An 18,491-nucleotide genomic window follows, 5' to 3' on the forward strand; every position below is an offset into this window, starting at 1 on the left:
CATGGAAATGTGGTTTTCAGAAGTTCAAACACCTGATGTAAAATTGTCCATTCGCACCAGTCAACAACTTTATGCTGGAAAAAGCGAATACCAAGATATAGCTGTGTTGGACTCGCCAGCCTTTGGAAAAATATTAACCCTTAATGGTCGTGTTTTATTCTCGGATGCAGATGACTTTGTCTACAATGAGATGGCAGTACATGTACCAATGGCAGTTCATCCAAATCCTAAGAAAATCTTGATTTTAGGTGGTGGAGATGGTGGAGTTGCTCAAGTTCTCAGTATGTATCCTGAAATCGAACGCATTGATGTAGTAGAGCCAGACGAGTTGTTGGTTGAAGTGTGTCGTCAGTATTTCCCTGACTATGCATCAGGACTTGAAGATGAGCGTGTAGAGGTCTATTTGCAGGACGGTTTGCGGTTCTTGCGCAATTGTGAAAATGAATATGACATTATCATCAATGATGCGACAGATCCATTTGGACACACGGAAGGGTTGTTTACCAAGGAATTTTATGGTAATGCATATAGGGCTTTGAAGGAAGATGGCATTATGGTCTACCAACATGGTTCCCCATTCTATGATGAAGATGAGTCGGCTTTTCGTTCCATGCATCGCAAGGCTAGTCAATCATTTCCCATTAGTCGTGTCTATCAAGCCCATATCCCAACTTCAGCAGCAGGTTATTGGTTATTTGGATTTGCTTCTAAAAAATACCATCCAATTGAAGATTATGATAAGGAAAAATGGAAAGCGCGCGAGCTTTTTACAGAATATTATACAGCTAACCTTCATGTGGGAGCATTTCTCTTGCCCCGCTATGTAGAAGACATTTTAGAAGAAGAGGAGAAAAGAAAATGAGTCGTTTATTAGTCATTGGTTGCGGTGGTGTAGCCCAAGTGGCCATCAGTAAAGTGTGTCAGGCAGAAGATACTTTCAAAGAGGTCATGATTGCCAGCCGTACCAAGTCAAAGTGTGATGATTTGAAGGCTGCCTTGGAAGGAAAAACTTCGGTCAAAATCGAAACTGCTCAAGTGGATGCGGACAAGGTGGAAGAAGTAATCGCTTTGATTGAAAGCTACCAGCCAAAAGCTGTTTTGAACGTTGCCCTCCCATACCAAGATTTGACCATTATGGACGCTTGCTTGGCGACTGGTGTGGACTACATTGATACAGCCAATTATGAAAGTGAAGATACTGAAAATCCTGAATGGCGTGCTATTTACGAAAAACGTTGTGCTGAAGAGGGCTTTACAGCCTACTTTGATTACTCATGGCAGTGGGCTTATAAGGAGCGTTTTGAACAAGCAGGGCTGACAGCACTTTTGGGCTCCGGATTTGATCCAGGTGTGACCAGTGTATTTTCTGCTTACGCATTGAAACACTATTTCGATGAAATCCACTATATCGATATCTTAGATTGTAATGGAGGAGACCACGGCTACCCATTTGCGACCAACTTTAACCCTGAAATCAACTTGCGTGAGGTTTCAGCACCAGGTTCCTACTGGGAAAATGGAAAATGGGTGGAAGTCGAAGCCATGTCCATCAAGCGAGAATATGATTTCCCAGAAGTGGGTCAGAAAGACATGTATCTTCTCCACCATGAAGAAATTGAATCTCTAGCTAAAAATATTCCAGGTGTGAAGCGGATTCGCTTCTTTATGACCTTCGGTCAATCCTACTTGACTCACATGAAATGCTTGGAAAATGTTGGTCTCTTGCGGACTGACCCAATCAACTTTAATGGACAAGAAGTAGTGCCTATTCAATTCCTCAAAGCCCTCTTGCCTGATCCAGCCAGCCTTGGCCTACGTACTGTTGGGAAAACCAATATTGGTTGTATTTTCACAGGGGTCAAAGATGGTGTGGAGAAAACCATCTACATCTACAACGTATGTGACCATCAAGAGTGCTATAAGGAAGTCGGTTCACAGGCTATTTCTTACACAACTGGTGTTCCTGCTATGATTGGAACCAAGCTGGTCATGGATGGAACCTGGAAAAAACCAGGTGTATATAACTTGGAAGAATTGGATCCAGATCCATTCATGGACTTGCTCAATCAATACGGATTGCCTTGGCAGGTAGTAGAAAATCCAGTTTTGGTGGACTAAATGAGAATTGATCAAGTCCCAACACCAGCTTATGTCATTGACGAGGCCAAGCTGGTCAACAATTTAGAAATTCTCAAGTCGGTCCAAGAGCGCACAGGCTGTAAGGTCCTTTTGGCCCAAAAAGCCTTCTCCATGTATGCCACCTATCCGCTCATCAGCCAATACCTAGCTGGAACAACTGCATCAGGACTATATGAAGCCAAGCTGGGTCGTGAGGAGTTTGGGGGCGAAGTCCATGTCTTTGCTCCAGCCTTCAAGGATGCGGATTTGGAGGAGATTTTGGAAATTGCGGACCATATCGTCTTTAACTCAGAGCGCCAACTCCGCAAGCACGTGGACAAATGTCGAGCAGCTGGAGTCAGTGTTGGCCTGCGGATTAATCCAGAGTGCTCGACCCAAGGTGACCATGCCCTCTACGATCCCTGCGCAGCAGGTTCTCGCTTCGGTGTTCGTATTGACCACTTTTCAGAAGACCTGCTGGACTTGGTGGACGGTCTGCATTTCCATACCCTCTGTGAGCAAAATTCGGATGATTTGAAAACAACCTTGGGTGCTGTTGAGGCCAAATTCGGTCCCTATCTACACCGTATTAAATGGCTCAATATGGGCGGAGGCCATCATGTGACCACAGAGGATTATGATCTGGACTTGCTGATTTCCTCTATCCAGCACATGCATGAAACCTATGGATTAGAAGTCTACATTGAGCCTGGTGAAGCCATTGCCCTCAATGCAGGCTATTTGGTGACAGAAGTTTTAGACATTGTCGAAAATGGCATTGAGACGCTTGTGTTAGATGCATCGGCTACTTGCCATATGCCAGATGTCTTGGAAATGCCCTATCGCCCACCACTACGAAACGGCTTTGAAGCTGGGGAGAAGGACTATACTTACAGACTGTCTTCCAATACTTGTCTGACGGGCGACATCATCGGCGATTATTCCTTTGAAAAGCCTGTGGAGATTGGTGACAAACTCTATTTTGAAGATATGGCCATCTATTCCTTTGTAAAAAACAATACCTTCAACGGCATCGGTCTGCCAAGTTTGGTTTTGATGGATCAGACAGGCGACTGTCGGATTATCAAAAGCTTTGGCTATGAAGATTTCAAGGGGAGGTTGTCATGATAGAAAGTCCAAAAGCAGCGGGTTACCGTATGCCTGCTGAGTATGAGCCCCATCACGGTACCCTAATGGTGTGGCCGACCCGCCCAGGTTCTTGGCCCTTTGATGGTCAGGGGGCAAAAAAAGCCTTCAGCCAGGTCATTAAAACCATTGCTGAAAGCGAGCAGGTCTATCTCTTGGTGGATGAGACACACCGTGAGGAGGCTCAATCCATGCTGGGTGATGGTGTAACCTACCTGGACATCCCTACCAATGACGCTTGGGCGCGTGATACAGGTCCGACGGTTTTGGTTCATGAAAATGGCAGAGCTTTGTCTGTCGATTGGGCCTTTAACGCTTGGGGCGGAAGCTATGATGGTCTTTATCAGGACTATGAGGCAGATGATCAGGTGGCTAGTCGCTTTAGTCAGGCCATCGGTCTGCCAGTCCACGATGCCCATCCCTTTGTCCTAGAAGGAGGAGCCATCCATAGCGACGGTGAGGGAACCATCTTGGTGACAGAATCTTGTTTACTGAGCCCAGGCCGCAATCCTCATCTGACCAAGGACCAGATTGAGCAAGTGCTTCTAGATAGTCTAGGTGCTGAAAAGGTTCTCTGGCTTCCATACGGAATTTTCAATGATGAAACCAATGAACATGTGGACAATGTTGCGGCCTTTGTTGGTCCAGCCGAGATAGTTTTAGCTTGGACTGATGATGAGTCGGACCCTCAATATGCTATGTCCAAGGCTGATTTGGACTACTTGGATGAGCAAGTAGATGCTAAGGGCAGAAAGTTGACCGTCCATAAACTGTCTATTCCTAAACATCCTATTCTAGTAACAGAAGAGGATTTGCCAGGCTATACCTATGAAGAAGGGGAAGAAGAACGGACTGCTGGCGAACGCTTGGCAGCTTCCTATGTGAATTTTTACGTCAGCAACGGTGCGGTTTTAGTGCCCCAGTTTGATGATGAGCATGATGCGCAGGCACTGCATCTCCTAGCGCAGCTTTTTCCAACCAGAAAAGTCGTCGGCATACCAGCCCGCGACATCCTGCTAGGAGGTGGGAATATTCACTGTATCACCCAGCAAATTCCATTATATGGGGCTAAATGTCCCTGATACGACGTTGTTGAATTGCCCATCATGAATTTATGAAAAGGATCAAAAAAATGAGAAATGTTACTGTTGCTGCTGTTCAAATGCAATGCAGTCATGTTTTAGCTGAAAATCTGGCAACTGCAGAGCGTTTGGTCAGACAGGCTGCTGGTCAGGGAGCGCAGATTATTCTTCTGCCGGAACTCTTTGAGCGTCCTTATTTTTGTCAAGAACGCCAGTATGATTATTATAACTATGCCAAGTCTGTAGAGGAAAATGATGCTGTTCAGCACTTTATTCCTATCGCCAAAGAATTACAGGTGGTATTGCCTATTTCATTCTATGAAAAAGATGGAAATAGCCTCTATAATTCCATTGCGGTTATTGATGCGGATGGTAGTGTTTTGGGAGTTTACCGTAAGACTCATATTCCTGACGACCATTATTATCAGGAGAAGTTTTACTTCACACCGGGAAATACTGGGTTTAAGGTCTGGGAAACTCGCTATGCCAAGATTGGTATTGGCATCTGTTGGGATCAATGGTTTCCAGAAACTGCTCGCTGTTTGGCACTAAATGGGGCAGAATTGCTTTTTTACCCAACAGCTATCGGCTCAGAGCCGATTTTGGATACAGATAGCCAAGGACATTGGCAACGGACCATGCAAGGACACGCTGCGGCCAATATCATGCCAGTTATTGCAGCTAACCGTATTGGCTTGGAAGAAGTGCAGCCATCTGACGAAAATGGTGGACAGTCTTCCAGCTTGTGTTTCTATGGTTCCTCTTTCTTGACTGATGAGACAGGAGAACTTTTAACAAAGGCGGGACGTGATGAAGAAGTTGTCTTGCTTGCAACGTATGATTTGGATAAGGGAGCGCGTGAACGTTTGGATTGGGGACTCTTTAGAGATCGCAGACCGCATATGTATCGACGTATTTCGGAATAAGAAGCAGAAAGAATTCTTCAAAATACTAAAAAAACTTGGTTGATTGAACCAAGTTTTTTATTTCAAAAAATGATGTAGCCAGTAGCTACCGTAGATCCAAAAATAGCTGTATGCAATGATGGAAAATGGTCGACAGATTAGGATAATCGAAATGAACTTCCGATAGCTCATACTTGTCAGTCCAGAAATCATCACAACAATATCGGCTGGAGTGAAAGGGAATAACATACAGAAAACGAAGAATAATTCATAACCTCGCTTGTTGTCAACTTTCTTTTCATATTTATCGAACGTTTCCTCGTTCATAAATAAGAGACAGAATTTTTTACCATATCTCCGAGCGAGCCAGAATAAAATAATACTTCCAATATTTATACCAATGTAATTTAGGATGAAACCCCACCAAAATTTAAAGACAAGGAAACCAACGACAGTTGTTACCCCACCAGGAATGATAGGGAAAACAACTTGAATAATTTGTAATCCTATGAAAGTTAAGCTGCCATAGACACCTTGATTTTGTAATAAATTGGATAATGCATTCTGATCATTTAATATTCCAATTTTGTAAAGCCAAAAAAGGAATATAGCTGTTCCGATCAATACAAGCACACTTAGAACTTGTATAACTTTTTGAAAGAATTTATACATAATTTCATTCTACCATATTTCTTTTGTAATTAAAATTTAGGAACATAAATAAATATTTTTTGCAATTCGTTCAAGAATCTGATATAATAACTCTCGTATCTAACCCACGGGGTTGTTACGGATTCGACAGGCATTATGAGGCTTGTTCTGCAACTCATCGGCAGATGTAAAAATGCCAGTTAAATATAACTGCAAAAAATACAAATTCTTACGCATTAGCAGCTTAATAACCTGCCTGCGTGACCATTCACAAATTGCTTGTGTTTGTTGATTGGTCTTAATTTTACAAGCTACGTTGGAATTGAGTCAGGCTGTTCCAAAAGAGATTTACTGACTCGCTTGTACTCGGTTTGAGTTATGTATCAAGTCCAAGTTAAAGTAAGACATAACCTATGGTTGTAGACGAATAAGTTAGCAGGTGTTTGGACGTGGGTTCGACTCCCACCAGCTCCATATATGGAAGATTACTCAAGAGGCTCAAGAGGCCGTGTTGGAAACGCGGTAGGCGTGTAACAGCGTGCGTGGGTTCGAATCCCATGTCTTCCGTATTGCAAGAACGATTTTAAATCGTTCTTTTTTATTTTTCAAACGAGTCTTTCCATCAAAAACGTTCATTTTAAGGCACATACAACTTGATTTTTAAGTAAAATGTGGTATGATAAGTAACAATATACTCATGAAAGAGATGGAAAGACTATTGAATGTTCAGAAATTAGCCAAAGTCGAGTTGCATTGTCATCTAGATGGTTCATTGTCGCTTTCACTTATTCAAAAACTTGCTCAATTAGCTAGTATCTCTCTCCCAGAAGAAGATAGTGATTTACGTCAGCTAGTTAGTGTTGATGGCAAGGTGGATAGTTTGATGACCTATTTGAAAAAGTTTGATTTTATTCGTCCACTGTTACAAACTTCTAAGGCTCTCGAGTTAGCTGCGTACGATGTTGTGCAACAAGCTGCAATGGATAATATTTTGTATATTGAAATTCGTTTTGCACCCGAGTTATCAACGGATGGAGGTCTCACTGTCCTAGAGGCCGTAGAAGCAGTTTTGGCTGGATTAGAGCGCGCTCAGAAAGATTTTCATATTATGGCTAAATTATTGGTCTGTGGATTAAAACAAACCAATCCAAGCCAGACTAAAGAAATCTTTTCAGCCATTGCAGATTTGGCTCCTAAAGGCTTAGTTGGTTTTGATTTTGCAGGAAATGAGGCAGAATATCCAACGGAGGATTTAGAAGAGCTTATCCAATTTACACAATCCTTGGGCTACCCCATCACATTTCATGCTGGTGAATGTGGCTGTGTGACCAATGTTGCCCATGCTCTGGCACTTGGTATTAAGAGGATTGGACACGGGACCGCCCTCTATAAGAACCCGGAGGTTATTCAGGAACTTATTCATAGTGGAGCAACGGTCGAAATGTGTCTAACATCAAACCTCCAAACTGGAGCTGCCTCATCACTGTCAAGCTTTCCTTATTCTCAACTGATAGAGGCGGGAGCAAAAATCACAATCAATACCGATAATCGAACCGTTTCAAATACAAACTTAAATAAAGAGTACCAACTGTTTGTCGAACATTTCGATACAACTAAAGAAGATTTTTATCAATTTAATCGTCACGCCATTCAAGCAAGTTTTGCTAGTGAGCAAGAAAAGGAAATATTATTACACTTCCTTTCACTAGCCTACCAACAATAACCTGTAAAAAGAAAGCTCTAGACCACATCCGAGTGACATGGGAAGAGCTTTTTATTATTGTAGGTTCAACTTCTTGGTCATGATATAATGGGTACCAAAGTAATAACCAAAGGCCAAGACAATATTTAATAATACAAAGAATGGATTTGGATATAAAGAGCTAATAGTCTCTGCATATACATCTCCTTGGTTGATATAATAGAACATACTGATTGAGCCTGACAAAATACTGATACCGATGTAAGTTAAAATGGCAAATAGTAATCGATGATCTCGAAATAGTTGACCAACTGAAATAGAGAAGTAGATAAGTAGGATTCCCCTTATACTCTCAATCAATGTACTAAGAGCATATGCGATGAATACACCGATATCAACTTGCTGAAACACGTATTGCAGTTCAGGAATTAATAATTCATTCGTTGACATAAGCACGAAACTGATTACTATTCCAATAGCTAGGAGAGCAGTTATTCCTGCCAAGAAGTACCATACTAAAGAGGCAACTAGTTTACTAAGGATCAGTTGGTGACTATTGACAGGAAGGGTCATGGTTAAGTATCCTTGTCTTCCGTAAATATTGCTTCTAAAACGGTTGATGACCAGAACGAAAGTTGATAGAAAGAGCGCTGCAATTAGAATACCGAATACCATTGATGAAGTACCGAAAAGGAACATTTCTGCGTTTGCAGTATTCACAGCAGATGTAGTTGATTTTAATACCAAAGCCTGTATCCAAAAACCTAATACGACTGAAAGAATAATGACTCCCAAGTAGATTCCTAAATACCATTTTCCAACGGATTTGAATTCATATTTTAATAGTTTTTTAAACATTACAATCCCCTTACATGTTCTGCTTTAAAATCTTGACGGAAGAGTGAATCAATAGATTCTCCTGTTTCAATTCTCAAATCATCTACGTTCCCTTGTCGGATAACACTACCGTACTGTAGGAAAATGACTTCATCTAATATTTGTTCAACATCAGCAATTAAATGAGTAGAGATGATAACGGAAGCCGTCGGAGAATAATTATTGATAATCGTACGTAAAATATAATCACGTGCTGCAGGATCAACTCCGCCAATTGGTTCATCTAATACATACAATTGCGCTTGTCGACTCATAACCAATATCAGTTGAACTTTTTCTTTGTTCCCTTTTGAGAGATGTTTCATTCGACTATTCAAATCAATTTGCAACTCCGCTAAGAGGGTGCAGGCACGTTCCATATCAAAATCTTTGTAAAAATCTGCAAAAAAATGTACAGCTTCAATTACTTTCATTTGTTCGTCCAAATAGGTTGTATCTGGAAGATAGGAAACGATAGCTTTTGTTTCTGGTGAGGGGGTACGACCATTAATGAGAACTTGACCATACTCAGGTTGAAGTAAGCCGTTGATAATCTTAATCATGGTTGTTTTTCCTGAACCATTTGGACCTAACAAGCCAATTATTTTTCCAGCTGGTAATTTCAAGTTAACATTGTTCAGTGCGACAGCACCTCCATATGACTTGGAAACTTGTTGTAACTCGACCAGTGTAAACGCATTATTCATAAGAAACTCCCTTCAAGAAATCATCTAGTTGTTTAACTAATTCGTCTTGCTTGAAACCTAAATCAAGCATATTTGTAACAAAATTATCTAATTCATTCTGTGCTAATCGGAGACGAGTTCGCCGGATTAGTTCGTCGTTATCTGTCACATATCTGCCAGTGGTTCTAACGGAGTAAACGAATCCTTCTGTTTCTAAGTCAGACAAGGCCCGTTGGACTGTGTTGGGGTTTACACCAGCAGTCTCAGCTAAATCTCGGACAGTAGGAAGTTTGTCTCCTGATTTTAATTGGTTTGTTACTATTTGTAATTTTATGGTATTACTTATCTGGATGTATATTGGGATGTTATTATCAAATTTCCAAGCCATGATTAGTGCCTCTCTATAGGTTAGGTTATGTTTGTATTTTTGTTCTATATACATAATACAATAAAATTTCTTGGACTGCAAGAGAAAAGTTTTATCAAGATGTATTTTTGACAATAAATAAGAGGTTAGAATGATTTTTAAATTGAAAATATGGTGAAGATAGGTTGTAAAACTTGAACTTTGAATTTTGGAATTACCGAACCACGCAATGCGTGGTATCGATATTTTTGGTATAATGAATATAACAATAAAAGGAGAACTCCATGCTAGCGCAATTAGATACAAAAACCGTCTATACCTTTATGGATAGCATGGTTACAATTGAAGAATACGTTAAACGTGCAAAAAATCTTGGCTATCAGACTATAGGAATCATGGATATTCATTCTTTGTACGCTGCATATGGATTTTTGGAAACCTGTCAAAAAGAAGGGCTCAGACCCATCATTGGTTGTGAATTGGACTGGAAATATAATAACGGCCAGTCAGAAATTTTAACGAAACTGATCGCATTATCGACAAAGGGTTACCAAAACCTGATGAAAATCTCTACCGCAAAAATGACCGGTCAAGATGATTTTGATTCGATTCGTCAATTTCTTCAAGATATTGCAGTTATTGTCCCTTTTAAAGATGGTGTCGATAAACTTGATTTGGGGGTAGACTATTATATAGGTATTTATTCAGATACACCAGTTCAGTCTTTTGACCATCCTGTCCTTCCGTTACATACAGTGCGTTATTTTCAAGAAAATCAACTAGAGAGTCTTCAAGTTTTACGTGCTATCAGAGACAATATTCCTCTTAATCAAGTAAACGAAATTGAACACCAGCAAGTTTTACTATCTGCTGAAAGATTAACGATGATCTTCAAGGAGCGATATCCTCAGGCAATCTCCAATCTTGCACAATTAGTGGAAAATGTTTCTTATCATCTTGATAAAAAAGTTAAACTTCCTCGATTTAATCGTCAGCGACCTGCAGTTGAGGAATTGAGAGAAAAAGCACAAGCAGGCTTAGCGGAAAAACAATTGGATTTCCCCCTTTATCAAGAACGTTTGGATAAGGAATTGGCCATCATTCATCAGATGGGATTTGATGATTATTTCCTGATTGTATGGGATTTACTTCGATTTGGTCGTAGCCAGGGTTACTATATGGGAATGGGACGAGGATCAGCTGTAGGAAGTTTGGTTGCTTATGCATTAAATATTACAGGTATTGATCCTGTCAAACACAACTTGCTATTTGAACGGTTTCTAAATAGTGAACGGTATTCTATGCCCGATATAGATATTGATATACCGGATGTCCATCGCTCGGATTTTATCCGTTATGTTCGTGATCGCTATGGTACGACGCATGCGGCTCAAATTGTGACCTATTCTACTTTTGGAGCCAAGCAAGCTATCCGCGATGTCTTTAAGCGTTTTGGAACACCGGAATATGAACTGACCAATATTACTAAAAAAATTTCTTTTCGTGATAGTCTGGAGTCCGCTTATCAGAGAAACGCCGCATTTCGCCAAATCATCAATAGTAAAATAGAGTATCAAAAAGCCTTTGCTATTGCTAGACAAATTGAAGGCCAGCCAAGGCAAACATCAATTCATGCTGCTGGTGTTGTGGTTAGTGACGAGGACTTGACGGATACTATTCCATTAAAAATCGGCGACGATATGCTGATAACACAGTATGATGCTCACGCGGTTGAAGCTAATGGACTTCTAAAGATGGATTTTCTGGGGTTAAGAAACCTGACATTTGTTCAGAAAATGGCGGAATTGGTCAAGAAGAAATATAATAAAACGATTGATATTGCTGCAATTGATTTGGAGGATTCGGCAACTTTAGAATTATTTGCCAAAGGGCTGACCAAAGGTATTTTTCAATTTGAACAGCCAGGTGCCATTAGTTTATTAAAACGTGTAAAACCTAATCGTTTTGAGGATATCGTAGCTACAACAAGTTTGAACCGCCCGGGTGCGAGTGATTATTCAGAGAATTTTGTTCAACGAAAACAGGGCAAAGAAGCAGTCGTCTTGTTAGATCCATCAATTGCTTCTATACTTGAACCGACCTACGGGATTATGCTTTATCAAGAACAGGTCATGCAGATTGCTCAAGTGTATGCTGGATTTACGCTTGGGAAAGCTGACTTGCTCCGTCGAGCCATGTCTAAGAAAAATGTTCAGGAAATGCAAGCGATGGAGGCTGATTTTTTAATAGGAGCTGAAAAGAATGGCCATGAGAAGTCAAAAGCCAAAGATATTTTTGCGATGATGGCCAAGTTTGCTGGATACGGTTTTAATAGAAGTCATGCCTATGCGTATTCAGCCCTTGCCTTTCAGATGGCTTATTTTAAAACTCATTATCCAGATGTATTTTTTGAAGTGATGTTGAATTATTCGAATGTAGCTTATATTCATGATGCCTTGCAATTCGAATTTCAGATTGCCCCATTGTACATCAATACCATTCCTTACCATGATAAATTTGAGCAAGATAAAATCTACATTGGTTTAAAAACTATTAAAGGATTATCTAGAGATTTCGCTATTTGGATAATAGAAAATCGACCATTCATTACATTCGAAGATTTTATTCTACGACTACCTCATCAATATAGAAAAAAAGAACAGTTATTGCCGTTGATACAACTTGGTTTATTTGATGAGATTGAGTCGAATCGGAAGAAAATAGTTGAAAATCTTGAAAATCTGTTCGTTTTTGCGGAAGCATTTGGGACTTTTTTTGCGGAGGAAGCCTATAGTTGGAAGCATGTGGATGACTATTCCAATATCGAGAAATACAACATGGAACAAGAAATAATTGGTTTGGGAATTAGTCCACACCCTCTCATTCAATTACAAAAAGAATCTTCCCAAAGACTTACTGACATTGTAGATTTAGAAACTGAAAGCAAGGCAACAGTTTTGGTTCAAATTCAATCTGTGCGTGTTATTCGAACCAAAAAAACTGGGGAGCAAATGGCCTTTCTACAAGTAACCGATACAAAACATAAATTGGATGTTACTTTATTTCCTGAAACTTACAGAAAATATCAATCGTTTTTAAAAGAAAATGTCATTTGTTATTTGACTGGAAGGGTTCAGGAACGGGATAATCAACACCAACTCGTGCTGGATTATTTAGAATTGGTCGCACAAGAAAAACTTTGGATATTGTTAGAAAACAAAGAGAATGATTTTGCAATTGCTCGCATTTTAGAAAAATATAGGGGAACTATTCCCGTTGTTCTACACTATCAAGATAGTAATCAGACAATTCAAGCTGAGACATATTTGGTAATGAAAACGCCTCAATTAGAAGAAGAATTGGCAGAATTTGTTATGAAAGCGATTTTTCGATAAAAAATTAGCAAAAAGTCAAGCAAGTTTATCTTAAGTATGTTATAATAGGGCAGTTAAAATGAAAAGTTAAAGGAGCATAAACGAATGAAACGTATTGCTGTTTTGACCAGTGGTGGTGATGCCCCTGGTATGAATGCTGCTATTCGTGCAGTTGTTCGCCAAGCAATTTCAGAAGGAATGGAAGTTTATGGAATCAATGAAGGTTACGCAGGTATGGTTGCGGGTGATATCCACGAATTGTCTGCACGTTCTGTAGGTGATGTAATTTCACGTGGAGGAACATTCCTTGGTTCAGCTCGTTATCCAGAATTTGCCAAATTAGAAGGGCAACTTAAAGGGATTGAGCAATTGAAAAAACATGGTATCGAAGGTGTAGTTGTCATTGGTGGTGACGGTTCTTACCATGGTGCAATGCGCTTAACAGAACATGGTTTCCCAGCTATTGGTCTTCCGGGAACAATTGATAATGACATTGTAGGTACAGATTTTACAATCGGTTTTGATACAGCTGTAACTACTGCTATGGACGCGATTGATAAGATCCGTGACACTTCTTCAAGTCACCGACGTACCTTTGTTGTCGAAGTAATGGGTCGCCATGCAGGTGACATTGCTCTTTGGGCTGGTATTGCATCTGGTGCTGATGTCATAGTGGTTCCAGAAGAAGAATATAATATCAGTGAAATTGTAGAGCGTATAAAAGCTGGCTACGAAAATGGTAAGAAACATAGCATTATTGTCTTGGCTGAAGGAGTTATGCCTGCTGCTAAATTTGCTGAAGAGTTGAAGGCAGCTGGTGATACTAGCGATCTTCGTGTGACTGAACTCGGTCATATTCAACGTGGTGGTTCACCAACAGCACGTGATCGTGTACTTGCATCTCGTATGGGAGCTCATGCGGTTAAACTATTGAAAGAAGGTCGTGGAGGCCTTGCAGTAGGTATCCGCAATGAACAAATGGTAGAAAATCCAATTCTAGGAACTGCAGAAGAAGGTGCCTTGTTCAGCTTGACTGCTGACGGTAAGATTGTTGTAAATAATCCACACAAAGCAGATTTGGAATTGGCTGATTTAAATCGTAACTTGTCTATTTAAAGTAACGTTGTTTTATAGTGTTAATTTAGGGTCATAAGACCATAAAAATAAAAGGAGTTTTATTTATCATGAACAAACGTGTCAAAATCGTTGCAACTCTTGGTCCTGCGGTTGAAATCCGCGGTGGTAAAAAATTCGGTGACGATGGTTACTGGGGCGAAAAATTAGATGTTGAAGCATCTGCTCAAAAAATTGCCCAATTGATTACTGAAGGTGCTAACGTATTCCGTTTCAACTTCTCACATGGTGACCACCAAGAGCAAGGTGAACGTATGGCAACTGTACGTCGAGCTGAAGAAATTGCTGGTAAAAAAGTAGCTTTCTTGTTGGATACAAAAGGTCCTGAAATTCGTACTGAGTTATTCGAAGGTGATGCAAAAGAGTTTTCTTATACAACTGGTGAGCAACTTCGCGTAGCAACAAAACAAGGCATCAAATCAACTAAAGAAGTGATTGCTTTGAACGTCGCTGGTGGTCTTGATGTATTCGACGACGTTGAAGTTGGTAAACAAATCCTTGTAGACGATGGTAAACTTGGATTGACAGTTATTGCTAAAGATGAAGAAACTCGTGAATTCATCGTTGGTGTTGAAAATGATGGTGTTATCGCAAAACAAAAAGGTGTAAACATTCCTTACACTAAAATTCCTTTCCCAGCTCTTGCAGATCGTGATAACGCAGATATTCGTTTTGGTCTTGAGCAAGGTTTGAACTTCATCGCAATTTCATTTGTACGTACTGCAAAAGACGTTGAAGAAGTGCGTAACATCTGTAAAGAAACTGGTAACGATCATGTTCAATTGTTCGCAAAAATTGAAAACCAACAAGGTATCGATAATATTGATGAAATCATCGAAGCAGCTGATGGTATCATGATTGCGCGTGGTGACATGGGTATTGAAGTACCGTTTGAAATGGTTCCAGTTTACCAAAAAATGATTATCACTAAAGTGAATGCGGCTGGTAAAGCAGTTATTACGGCAACAAACATGTTGGAAACAATGACTGAAAAACCACGTGCAACTCGTTCAGAAGTTTCAGACGTGTTCAACGCAGTTATCGATGGTACAGATGCTACAATGCTTTCTGGTGAGTCAGCAAATGGTAAATACCCTGTTGAATCAGTACGCACAATGGCAACTATTGCTAAGAATGCTCAAACATTGTTGAATGAATATGGTCGTTTGAATTCAGATCACTTTAACCGTGCTTCTAAAACTGAAGTTATCGCATCTGCAGTTAAAGATGCTTGTCATTCAATGAACATCAAATTGGTGGTAACTGTGACAGAAACTGGTTTCTCAGCTCGTCAAATTTCTAAATACCGCCCAGATGCAGACATTCTTGCAATTACTTTCACAGAGAAAGTTCAAAAATCATTGATGGTGAACTGGGGGGTTATTCCAGTAGTAACTGAAAAACCAGACTCAACTGATGATATGTTCGAATTGGCTGAAAAAGTTGCTTTGGAACAAGGTCTTGTTGAATCAGGTGACGATATTGTTATCGTTGCTGGTGTGCCAGTTGGTGTATCAGGTTCAACAAACACAATGCGTGTTCGCACTGTAAAATAATCTATAAAGAAAAAGCCTATTGTATCAACGATTATTCGTTGTACAGTAGGTTTTTATTTGTTTAGCAATATCAAGAAGTATGAATCAGTTCTCAAATCTATTAAATAAAGGGAATAAATAAAGTGAAAAATATAGTTAATTGAAACAAGAACAGGACAAAAGTGCCTCAAGAAAAGTATCGCAATTTGGCAATACTTTTCTGAGGTGTTTTTTAATCTGAGCCCATGTTTTCTCACTGGGATTATACTCAGGTGAGTAAGGAGGAAGTGGTAAAAGTCTATGACCCTGCTCCTTGCATAACTCTTTTAGCTTACTCATCCGATGAAACCTTGCATTGTCCATAATGATAACAGATGGTCTATCTAAAGTGGGTAGTAAGAATGTTTTAAACCAAGCTTCGAAAAAGTCACTAGTCATGGTTTCTTTGTAGGTCATTGGGGCTATAATCTCACCGTTTATAAGACCTGCGACTAAAGATAGCCGCTGGAATCTTCTTCCAGAGACCTGACCAGTGATCAACTGACCTTTCAAAGATCGACCATATTCTCGATGAAAATATGTCTCAAACCCTGTCTCGTCAATATAAACAGGTGTCAAGTGACTTAAGTTATTAAATTCTTTAAGGAACTGATTTACTTTCTCAGGGTCTTGTTCATAGTAGGTACAGCTCTTTTTTTTCGAGTATACCCCATAGCTTTGAGAGCGTAATGAATAGCTGTTGGATGACAGCCAAATTCAGAAGCTATTTCAGTCAAAAAAGCATCTGGATGAGCTTTAAGATAGTTCTTTAATTTTTCTCTATCAACTTTTCTTGGTTTGGTTCCCTTAACTTGGTGATGAAGCTCGCCTGTACTCTCCATTAATTTTAGCCATTGATAGATGGTGTTGCGGGAAATATCGAAAACAACAGATGCTTCAGTAATACTGCCGGTTTTCTCACAGTATGCGAGAACTTTTTTACGAAAATCTAATGAATATGCCATAAGTATATTATACCACAAATGTACTATTTTTGTTTCATTTTACTATAAAAGAGTCAAAGGCTAGTTTTTGACTCTTTTTATATAATTATTAGGTGAGTATGGTGTTCGATCTAAGTTTGATTCGTATCCAAGAATTTCGTTTGCGATTTGCCAACCGATAATTGGCCCATTTGTTAAACCAGTAGAGCCTAGACCGCTAGCTACCCAGACATTAGGCATATCCTCAATATTTCCGTAGAATGGAGAATAAGTTGAAGTATAGGCTCGCGTTCCAATGCGAGTTCTGGCTACAGGATAATTTGCCAAATCAGGCATGAATTCAGCTATTTTATCATGCATGGCTTGGATTTTTTCAGGGTCTAGTTCTAAATCGTAGCCCATATCATCTTCATGAGTTGCACCAATAATGATTTTTCCATTTTCAAATGGTAGGATGTCAATCTCTCCGTATGGCATACAAACTGGCCAATTGTCGGTATCGAATTCTGTATCTAATTCGAACAATTGTCCTTTTTGTGGTCGAACATCCACTTGATAACCAAGAGGTTCAAGAATATGTGGCAACCAGGCTCCTGTGGCTAAGATTATATGGTCAGCACTAAGCACTTGATTATCTACTTCGACTCTATTGGCATCTAACAGTTTTGCCTGTCCTTGTAGAAGCGCTCCGCCATTTTTTAACACTTGCTCTTGAAGGATATCAATTAAACGCCCACCATCAATACGACCGCCACCTTCTAAATGGATACCAAAATAGTCTGGTTTAAGTAGTGGCAGGTACTGGCTGATTTCTGCGCCAATTAAAGGGGTGATTTTCCCGATAGTTGGAGTGTCAGCACGACGGTCCTCCGCTATTTTTTGGATTTTATCAAGTAGTTCAGGCTTGCTTTTTAGTCCGATAGTTCCAGTCTGTTTGAAGGGAATCTCAGTAGCACCCGATTTTTCCAAATCGGCTACCAATTGACGGTAGAAAACAGCACCATCGGATGTTAACTTATACCAGTCTTTATTTTTCTTTTGAGCCATCCATGGGCAAATGATACCAGCAGCAGCTCGAGTAGCTGTTCCTACCCCAGAGTCTACTAGTGTAAGGTCAATTTGTTCTTCTTGGGAGAGATAGAAGGCAGCTGTTGAACCGACTATTCCTCCGCCTATAATAATAACTTGTTTTTTCATAAGTTAATTATATCACAAATTCATAAGTTTATTTATTTTTTTCAACATGATACAATAGAAAATAAGAAAAATTGAGGAGTTCGTGTGTCAGATATAATGTATCCTGAGGTCCTAACCGTTGGAAGTGGGGCCGTAAAAGTTGCAACAGTCGGAGATAGTTTGACTTATGGATATGGCTTAGAGAATCGTGAAAAAGATGCCTATCCTTGTATTCTAGCTGAGAAACTTGGCTCACATTATCAAGTTTCAAATTATGGTTTGAGTGGGCGTTCACTTCAGTCAACTGCAGATTTTCCTTATTTTAATGAGAAAAATGCTCAGTTATCTTTAGATAGCGAAGCGGATATTGTGATCATCATGATAGGCAGTAATGATAGCCGAGCGCCTTATTGGAATAGAGAACGGTTTGTCCGGGAATATAAAGAAATGGCAGAGCGTTATGCTAATCTTTCAAGTCAGCCAGATGTCTATCTTGTTATTCCACCTTTCGTTCCAACCAGTCGCTTTGGATTGAATAATCAAATTGTTGAAGCAGAACTTCAAACAATTATTACTGAAATAGGGAATCAATTGGATCTACCAGTTATAAATCTCTATTCGGTAACAAAAGGTCATAATGAGTATTATAGTGATGGGCTCCATTTGAATCCACTAGGAAACCAAGTAATTGCTTCTGAAATTTACCGTCATCTCGTCAATGAAATAGTTTGAAATATGATATAATGTTAAGTGAAA

Annotated in this window: 16 protein-coding genes, 1 tRNA gene and 1 other RNA gene; 12 read left to right on the plus strand and 6 right to left on the minus strand. The window is 39.8% G+C overall.

Annotation, left to right across the window (positions count from 1 at the left end; all coding sequences use genetic code 11):
- Position 1 precedes the first annotated feature (1 nt).
- The 5 genes from speE to aguB are packed head-to-tail and all read left to right on the plus strand — an operon-like array spanning position 2 to position 5,272.
- Positions 2 to 862 carry a polyamine aminopropyltransferase gene (gene speE / locus L6410_RS03805; protein WP_024392685.1) on the plus strand — a complete coding sequence of 287 codons (861 nt, stop codon included), beginning with the start codon at positions 2 to 4 and terminating at the stop codon, positions 860 to 862.
- A complete protein-coding gene (locus L6410_RS03810) occupies positions 859 to 2,118 on the plus strand; it encodes a saccharopine dehydrogenase family protein (protein ID WP_170239141.1) in 1,260 nt (419 codons plus the stop codon). Before speE ends, L6410_RS03810 begins: the two co-directional genes overlap by 4 nt.
- Positions 2,119 to 3,246 carry a carboxynorspermidine decarboxylase gene (gene nspC, locus L6410_RS03815; RefSeq protein ID WP_172075631.1) on the plus strand — a complete coding sequence of 376 codons (1,128 nt, stop codon included), beginning with the start codon at positions 2,119 to 2,121 and terminating at the stop codon, positions 3,244 to 3,246.
- Entirely contained in the window at positions 3,243 to 4,346 is a 1,104-nt protein-coding gene (gene aguA / locus L6410_RS03820; protein WP_172040266.1) for an agmatine deiminase, read from the plus strand. The genes nspC and aguA overlap by 4 nt, the downstream gene beginning before the upstream one ends.
- Before the next feature lie 50 nt (positions 4,347 to 4,396).
- Positions 4,397 to 5,272, plus strand: a complete 876-nt coding sequence (aguB, locus tag L6410_RS03825) for an N-carbamoylputrescine amidase (RefSeq protein ID WP_237396677.1) — start codon at positions 4,397 to 4,399, stop codon at positions 5,270 to 5,272.
- A 57-nt stretch (positions 5,273 to 5,329) separates the two neighbouring features.
- Here the strand turns inward: aguB and L6410_RS03830 are convergent, their stop codons facing one another.
- Positions 5,330 to 5,923, minus strand: coding sequence for a TVP38/TMEM64 family protein (locus L6410_RS03830; protein ID WP_172085777.1), 594 nt, complete (start codon positions 5,921 to 5,923; stop codon positions 5,330 to 5,332).
- A gap of 108 nt (positions 5,924 to 6,031) precedes the next feature.
- Between L6410_RS03830 and ssrA the strand changes: the two genes are divergently transcribed.
- The 3 genes from ssrA (at position 6,032) to add (ending at position 7,625) form a co-directional block, all read left to right on the plus strand.
- Positions 6,032 to 6,379: a transfer-messenger RNA gene (gene ssrA / locus L6410_RS03835) on the plus strand.
- A 2-nt stretch (positions 6,380 to 6,381) separates the two neighbouring features.
- Positions 6,382 to 6,469, plus strand: a tRNA-Ser gene (locus tag L6410_RS03840).
- A 139-nt stretch (positions 6,470 to 6,608) separates the two neighbouring features.
- Positions 6,609 to 7,625 carry an adenosine deaminase gene (gene add / locus L6410_RS03845; RefSeq protein WP_419580010.1) on the plus strand — a complete coding sequence of 339 codons (1,017 nt, stop codon included), beginning with the start codon at positions 6,609 to 6,611 and terminating at the stop codon, positions 7,623 to 7,625.
- 54 nt (positions 7,626 to 7,679) lie between these two features.
- Here the strand turns inward: add and L6410_RS03850 are convergent, their stop codons facing one another.
- From L6410_RS03850 to L6410_RS03860, 3 genes are read right to left on the minus strand one after another with little or no spacing between them, the layout of a single operon-like run.
- Complete coding sequence (locus L6410_RS03850; protein WP_024396258.1) at positions 7,680 to 8,462, minus strand: hypothetical protein; 783 nt, start codon at positions 8,460 to 8,462, stop codon at positions 7,680 to 7,682.
- Positions 8,462 to 9,187 carry an ABC transporter ATP-binding protein gene (locus L6410_RS03855; protein WP_024392693.1) on the minus strand — a complete coding sequence of 242 codons (726 nt, stop codon included), beginning with the start codon at positions 9,185 to 9,187 and terminating at the stop codon, positions 8,462 to 8,464. The genes L6410_RS03850 and L6410_RS03855 overlap by 1 nt, the downstream gene beginning before the upstream one ends.
- Entirely contained in the window at positions 9,180 to 9,554 is a 375-nt protein-coding gene (locus L6410_RS03860; protein ID WP_024396256.1) for a GntR family transcriptional regulator, read from the minus strand. The genes L6410_RS03855 and L6410_RS03860 overlap by 8 nt, the downstream gene beginning before the upstream one ends.
- Before the next feature lie 263 nt (positions 9,555 to 9,817).
- Between L6410_RS03860 and L6410_RS03865 the strand changes: the two genes are divergently transcribed.
- The 3 genes from L6410_RS03865 to pyk all read left to right on the plus strand — a co-directional run bounded on the left by L6410_RS03865 (position 9,818) and on the right by pyk (position 15,597).
- Entirely contained in the window at positions 9,818 to 12,928 is a 3,111-nt protein-coding gene (locus L6410_RS03865; protein ID WP_237396191.1) for a DNA polymerase III subunit alpha, read from the plus strand.
- A gap of 84 nt (positions 12,929 to 13,012) precedes the next feature.
- Entirely contained in the window at positions 13,013 to 14,023 is a 1,011-nt protein-coding gene (gene pfkA, locus L6410_RS03870) for a 6-phosphofructokinase (protein WP_172055473.1), read from the plus strand.
- A 68-nt stretch (positions 14,024 to 14,091) separates the two neighbouring features.
- Entirely contained in the window at positions 14,092 to 15,597 is a 1,506-nt protein-coding gene (pyk, locus tag L6410_RS03875; RefSeq protein WP_172024567.1) for a pyruvate kinase, read from the plus strand.
- 135 nt (positions 15,598 to 15,732) lie between these two features.
- Here the strand turns inward: pyk and L6410_RS03880 are convergent.
- A protein-coding gene (locus L6410_RS03880; RefSeq protein WP_237396194.1) for an IS630 family transposase occupies positions 15,733 to 16,580 on the minus strand; the annotation gives its coding sequence in 2 pieces (ribosomal slippage) (positions 15,733 to 16,277 and positions 16,277 to 16,580; 849 coding nt in all).
- A gap of 60 nt (positions 16,581 to 16,640) precedes the next feature.
- Positions 16,641 to 17,756 (minus strand): NAD(P)/FAD-dependent oxidoreductase, encoded by a 1,116-nt coding sequence (locus tag L6410_RS03885; RefSeq protein ID WP_237396196.1) that lies wholly within the window; start codon positions 17,754 to 17,756, stop codon positions 16,641 to 16,643.
- Positions 17,757 to 17,840: 84 nt separating this feature from the next.
- Between L6410_RS03885 and L6410_RS03890 the strand changes: the two genes are divergently transcribed.
- Positions 17,841 to 18,467 (plus strand): GDSL-type esterase/lipase family protein, encoded by a 627-nt coding sequence (locus tag L6410_RS03890; protein WP_024396252.1) that lies wholly within the window; start codon positions 17,841 to 17,843, stop codon positions 18,465 to 18,467.
- Positions 18,468 to 18,491 lie beyond the last annotated feature (24 nt).

The sequence above is a fragment of the Streptococcus parasuis genome (assembly GCF_021654455.1).
Classification (GTDB): domain Bacteria; phylum Bacillota; class Bacilli; order Lactobacillales; family Streptococcaceae; genus Streptococcus; species Streptococcus parasuis.

Bases quoted from the DNA above. Each gene is read 5' to 3' on its own strand.
- speE (WP_024392685.1), top strand. From the start codon at position 2: ATGGAAATGTGGTTTTCAGAAGTTCAAACACCTGATGTAAAATTGTCC.
- L6410_RS03810 (WP_170239141.1), top strand. From the start codon at position 859: ATGAGTCGTTTATTAGTCATTGGTTGCGGTGGTGTAGCCCAAGTGGCC.
- nspC (WP_172075631.1), top strand. From the start codon at position 2,119: ATGAGAATTGATCAAGTCCCAACACCAGCTTATGTCATTGACGAGGCC.
- aguA (WP_172040266.1), top strand. From the start codon at position 3,243: ATGATAGAAAGTCCAAAAGCAGCGGGTTACCGTATGCCTGCTGAGTAT.
- aguB (WP_237396677.1), top strand. From the start codon at position 4,397: ATGAGAAATGTTACTGTTGCTGCTGTTCAAATGCAATGCAGTCATGTT.
- L6410_RS03830 (WP_172085777.1), bottom strand. From the start codon at position 5,923: ATGTATAAATTCTTTCAAAAAGTTATACAAGTTCTAAGTGTGCTTGTA.
- add (WP_419580010.1), top strand. From the start codon at position 6,609: ATGGAAAGACTATTGAATGTTCAGAAATTAGCCAAAGTCGAGTTGCAT.
- L6410_RS03850 (WP_024396258.1), bottom strand. From the start codon at position 8,462: ATGTTTAAAAAACTATTAAAATATGAATTCAAATCCGTTGGAAAATGG.
- L6410_RS03855 (WP_024392693.1), bottom strand. From the start codon at position 9,187: ATGAATAATGCGTTTACACTGGTCGAGTTACAACAAGTTTCCAAGTCA.
- L6410_RS03860 (WP_024396256.1), bottom strand. From the start codon at position 9,554: ATGGCTTGGAAATTTGATAATAACATCCCAATATACATCCAGATAAGT.
- L6410_RS03865 (WP_237396191.1), top strand. From the start codon at position 9,818: ATGCTAGCGCAATTAGATACAAAAACCGTCTATACCTTTATGGATAGC.
- pfkA (WP_172055473.1), top strand. From the start codon at position 13,013: ATGAAACGTATTGCTGTTTTGACCAGTGGTGGTGATGCCCCTGGTATG.
- pyk (WP_172024567.1), top strand. From the start codon at position 14,092: ATGAACAAACGTGTCAAAATCGTTGCAACTCTTGGTCCTGCGGTTGAA.
- L6410_RS03885 (WP_237396196.1), bottom strand. From the start codon at position 17,756: ATGAAAAAACAAGTTATTATTATAGGCGGAGGAATAGTCGGTTCAACA.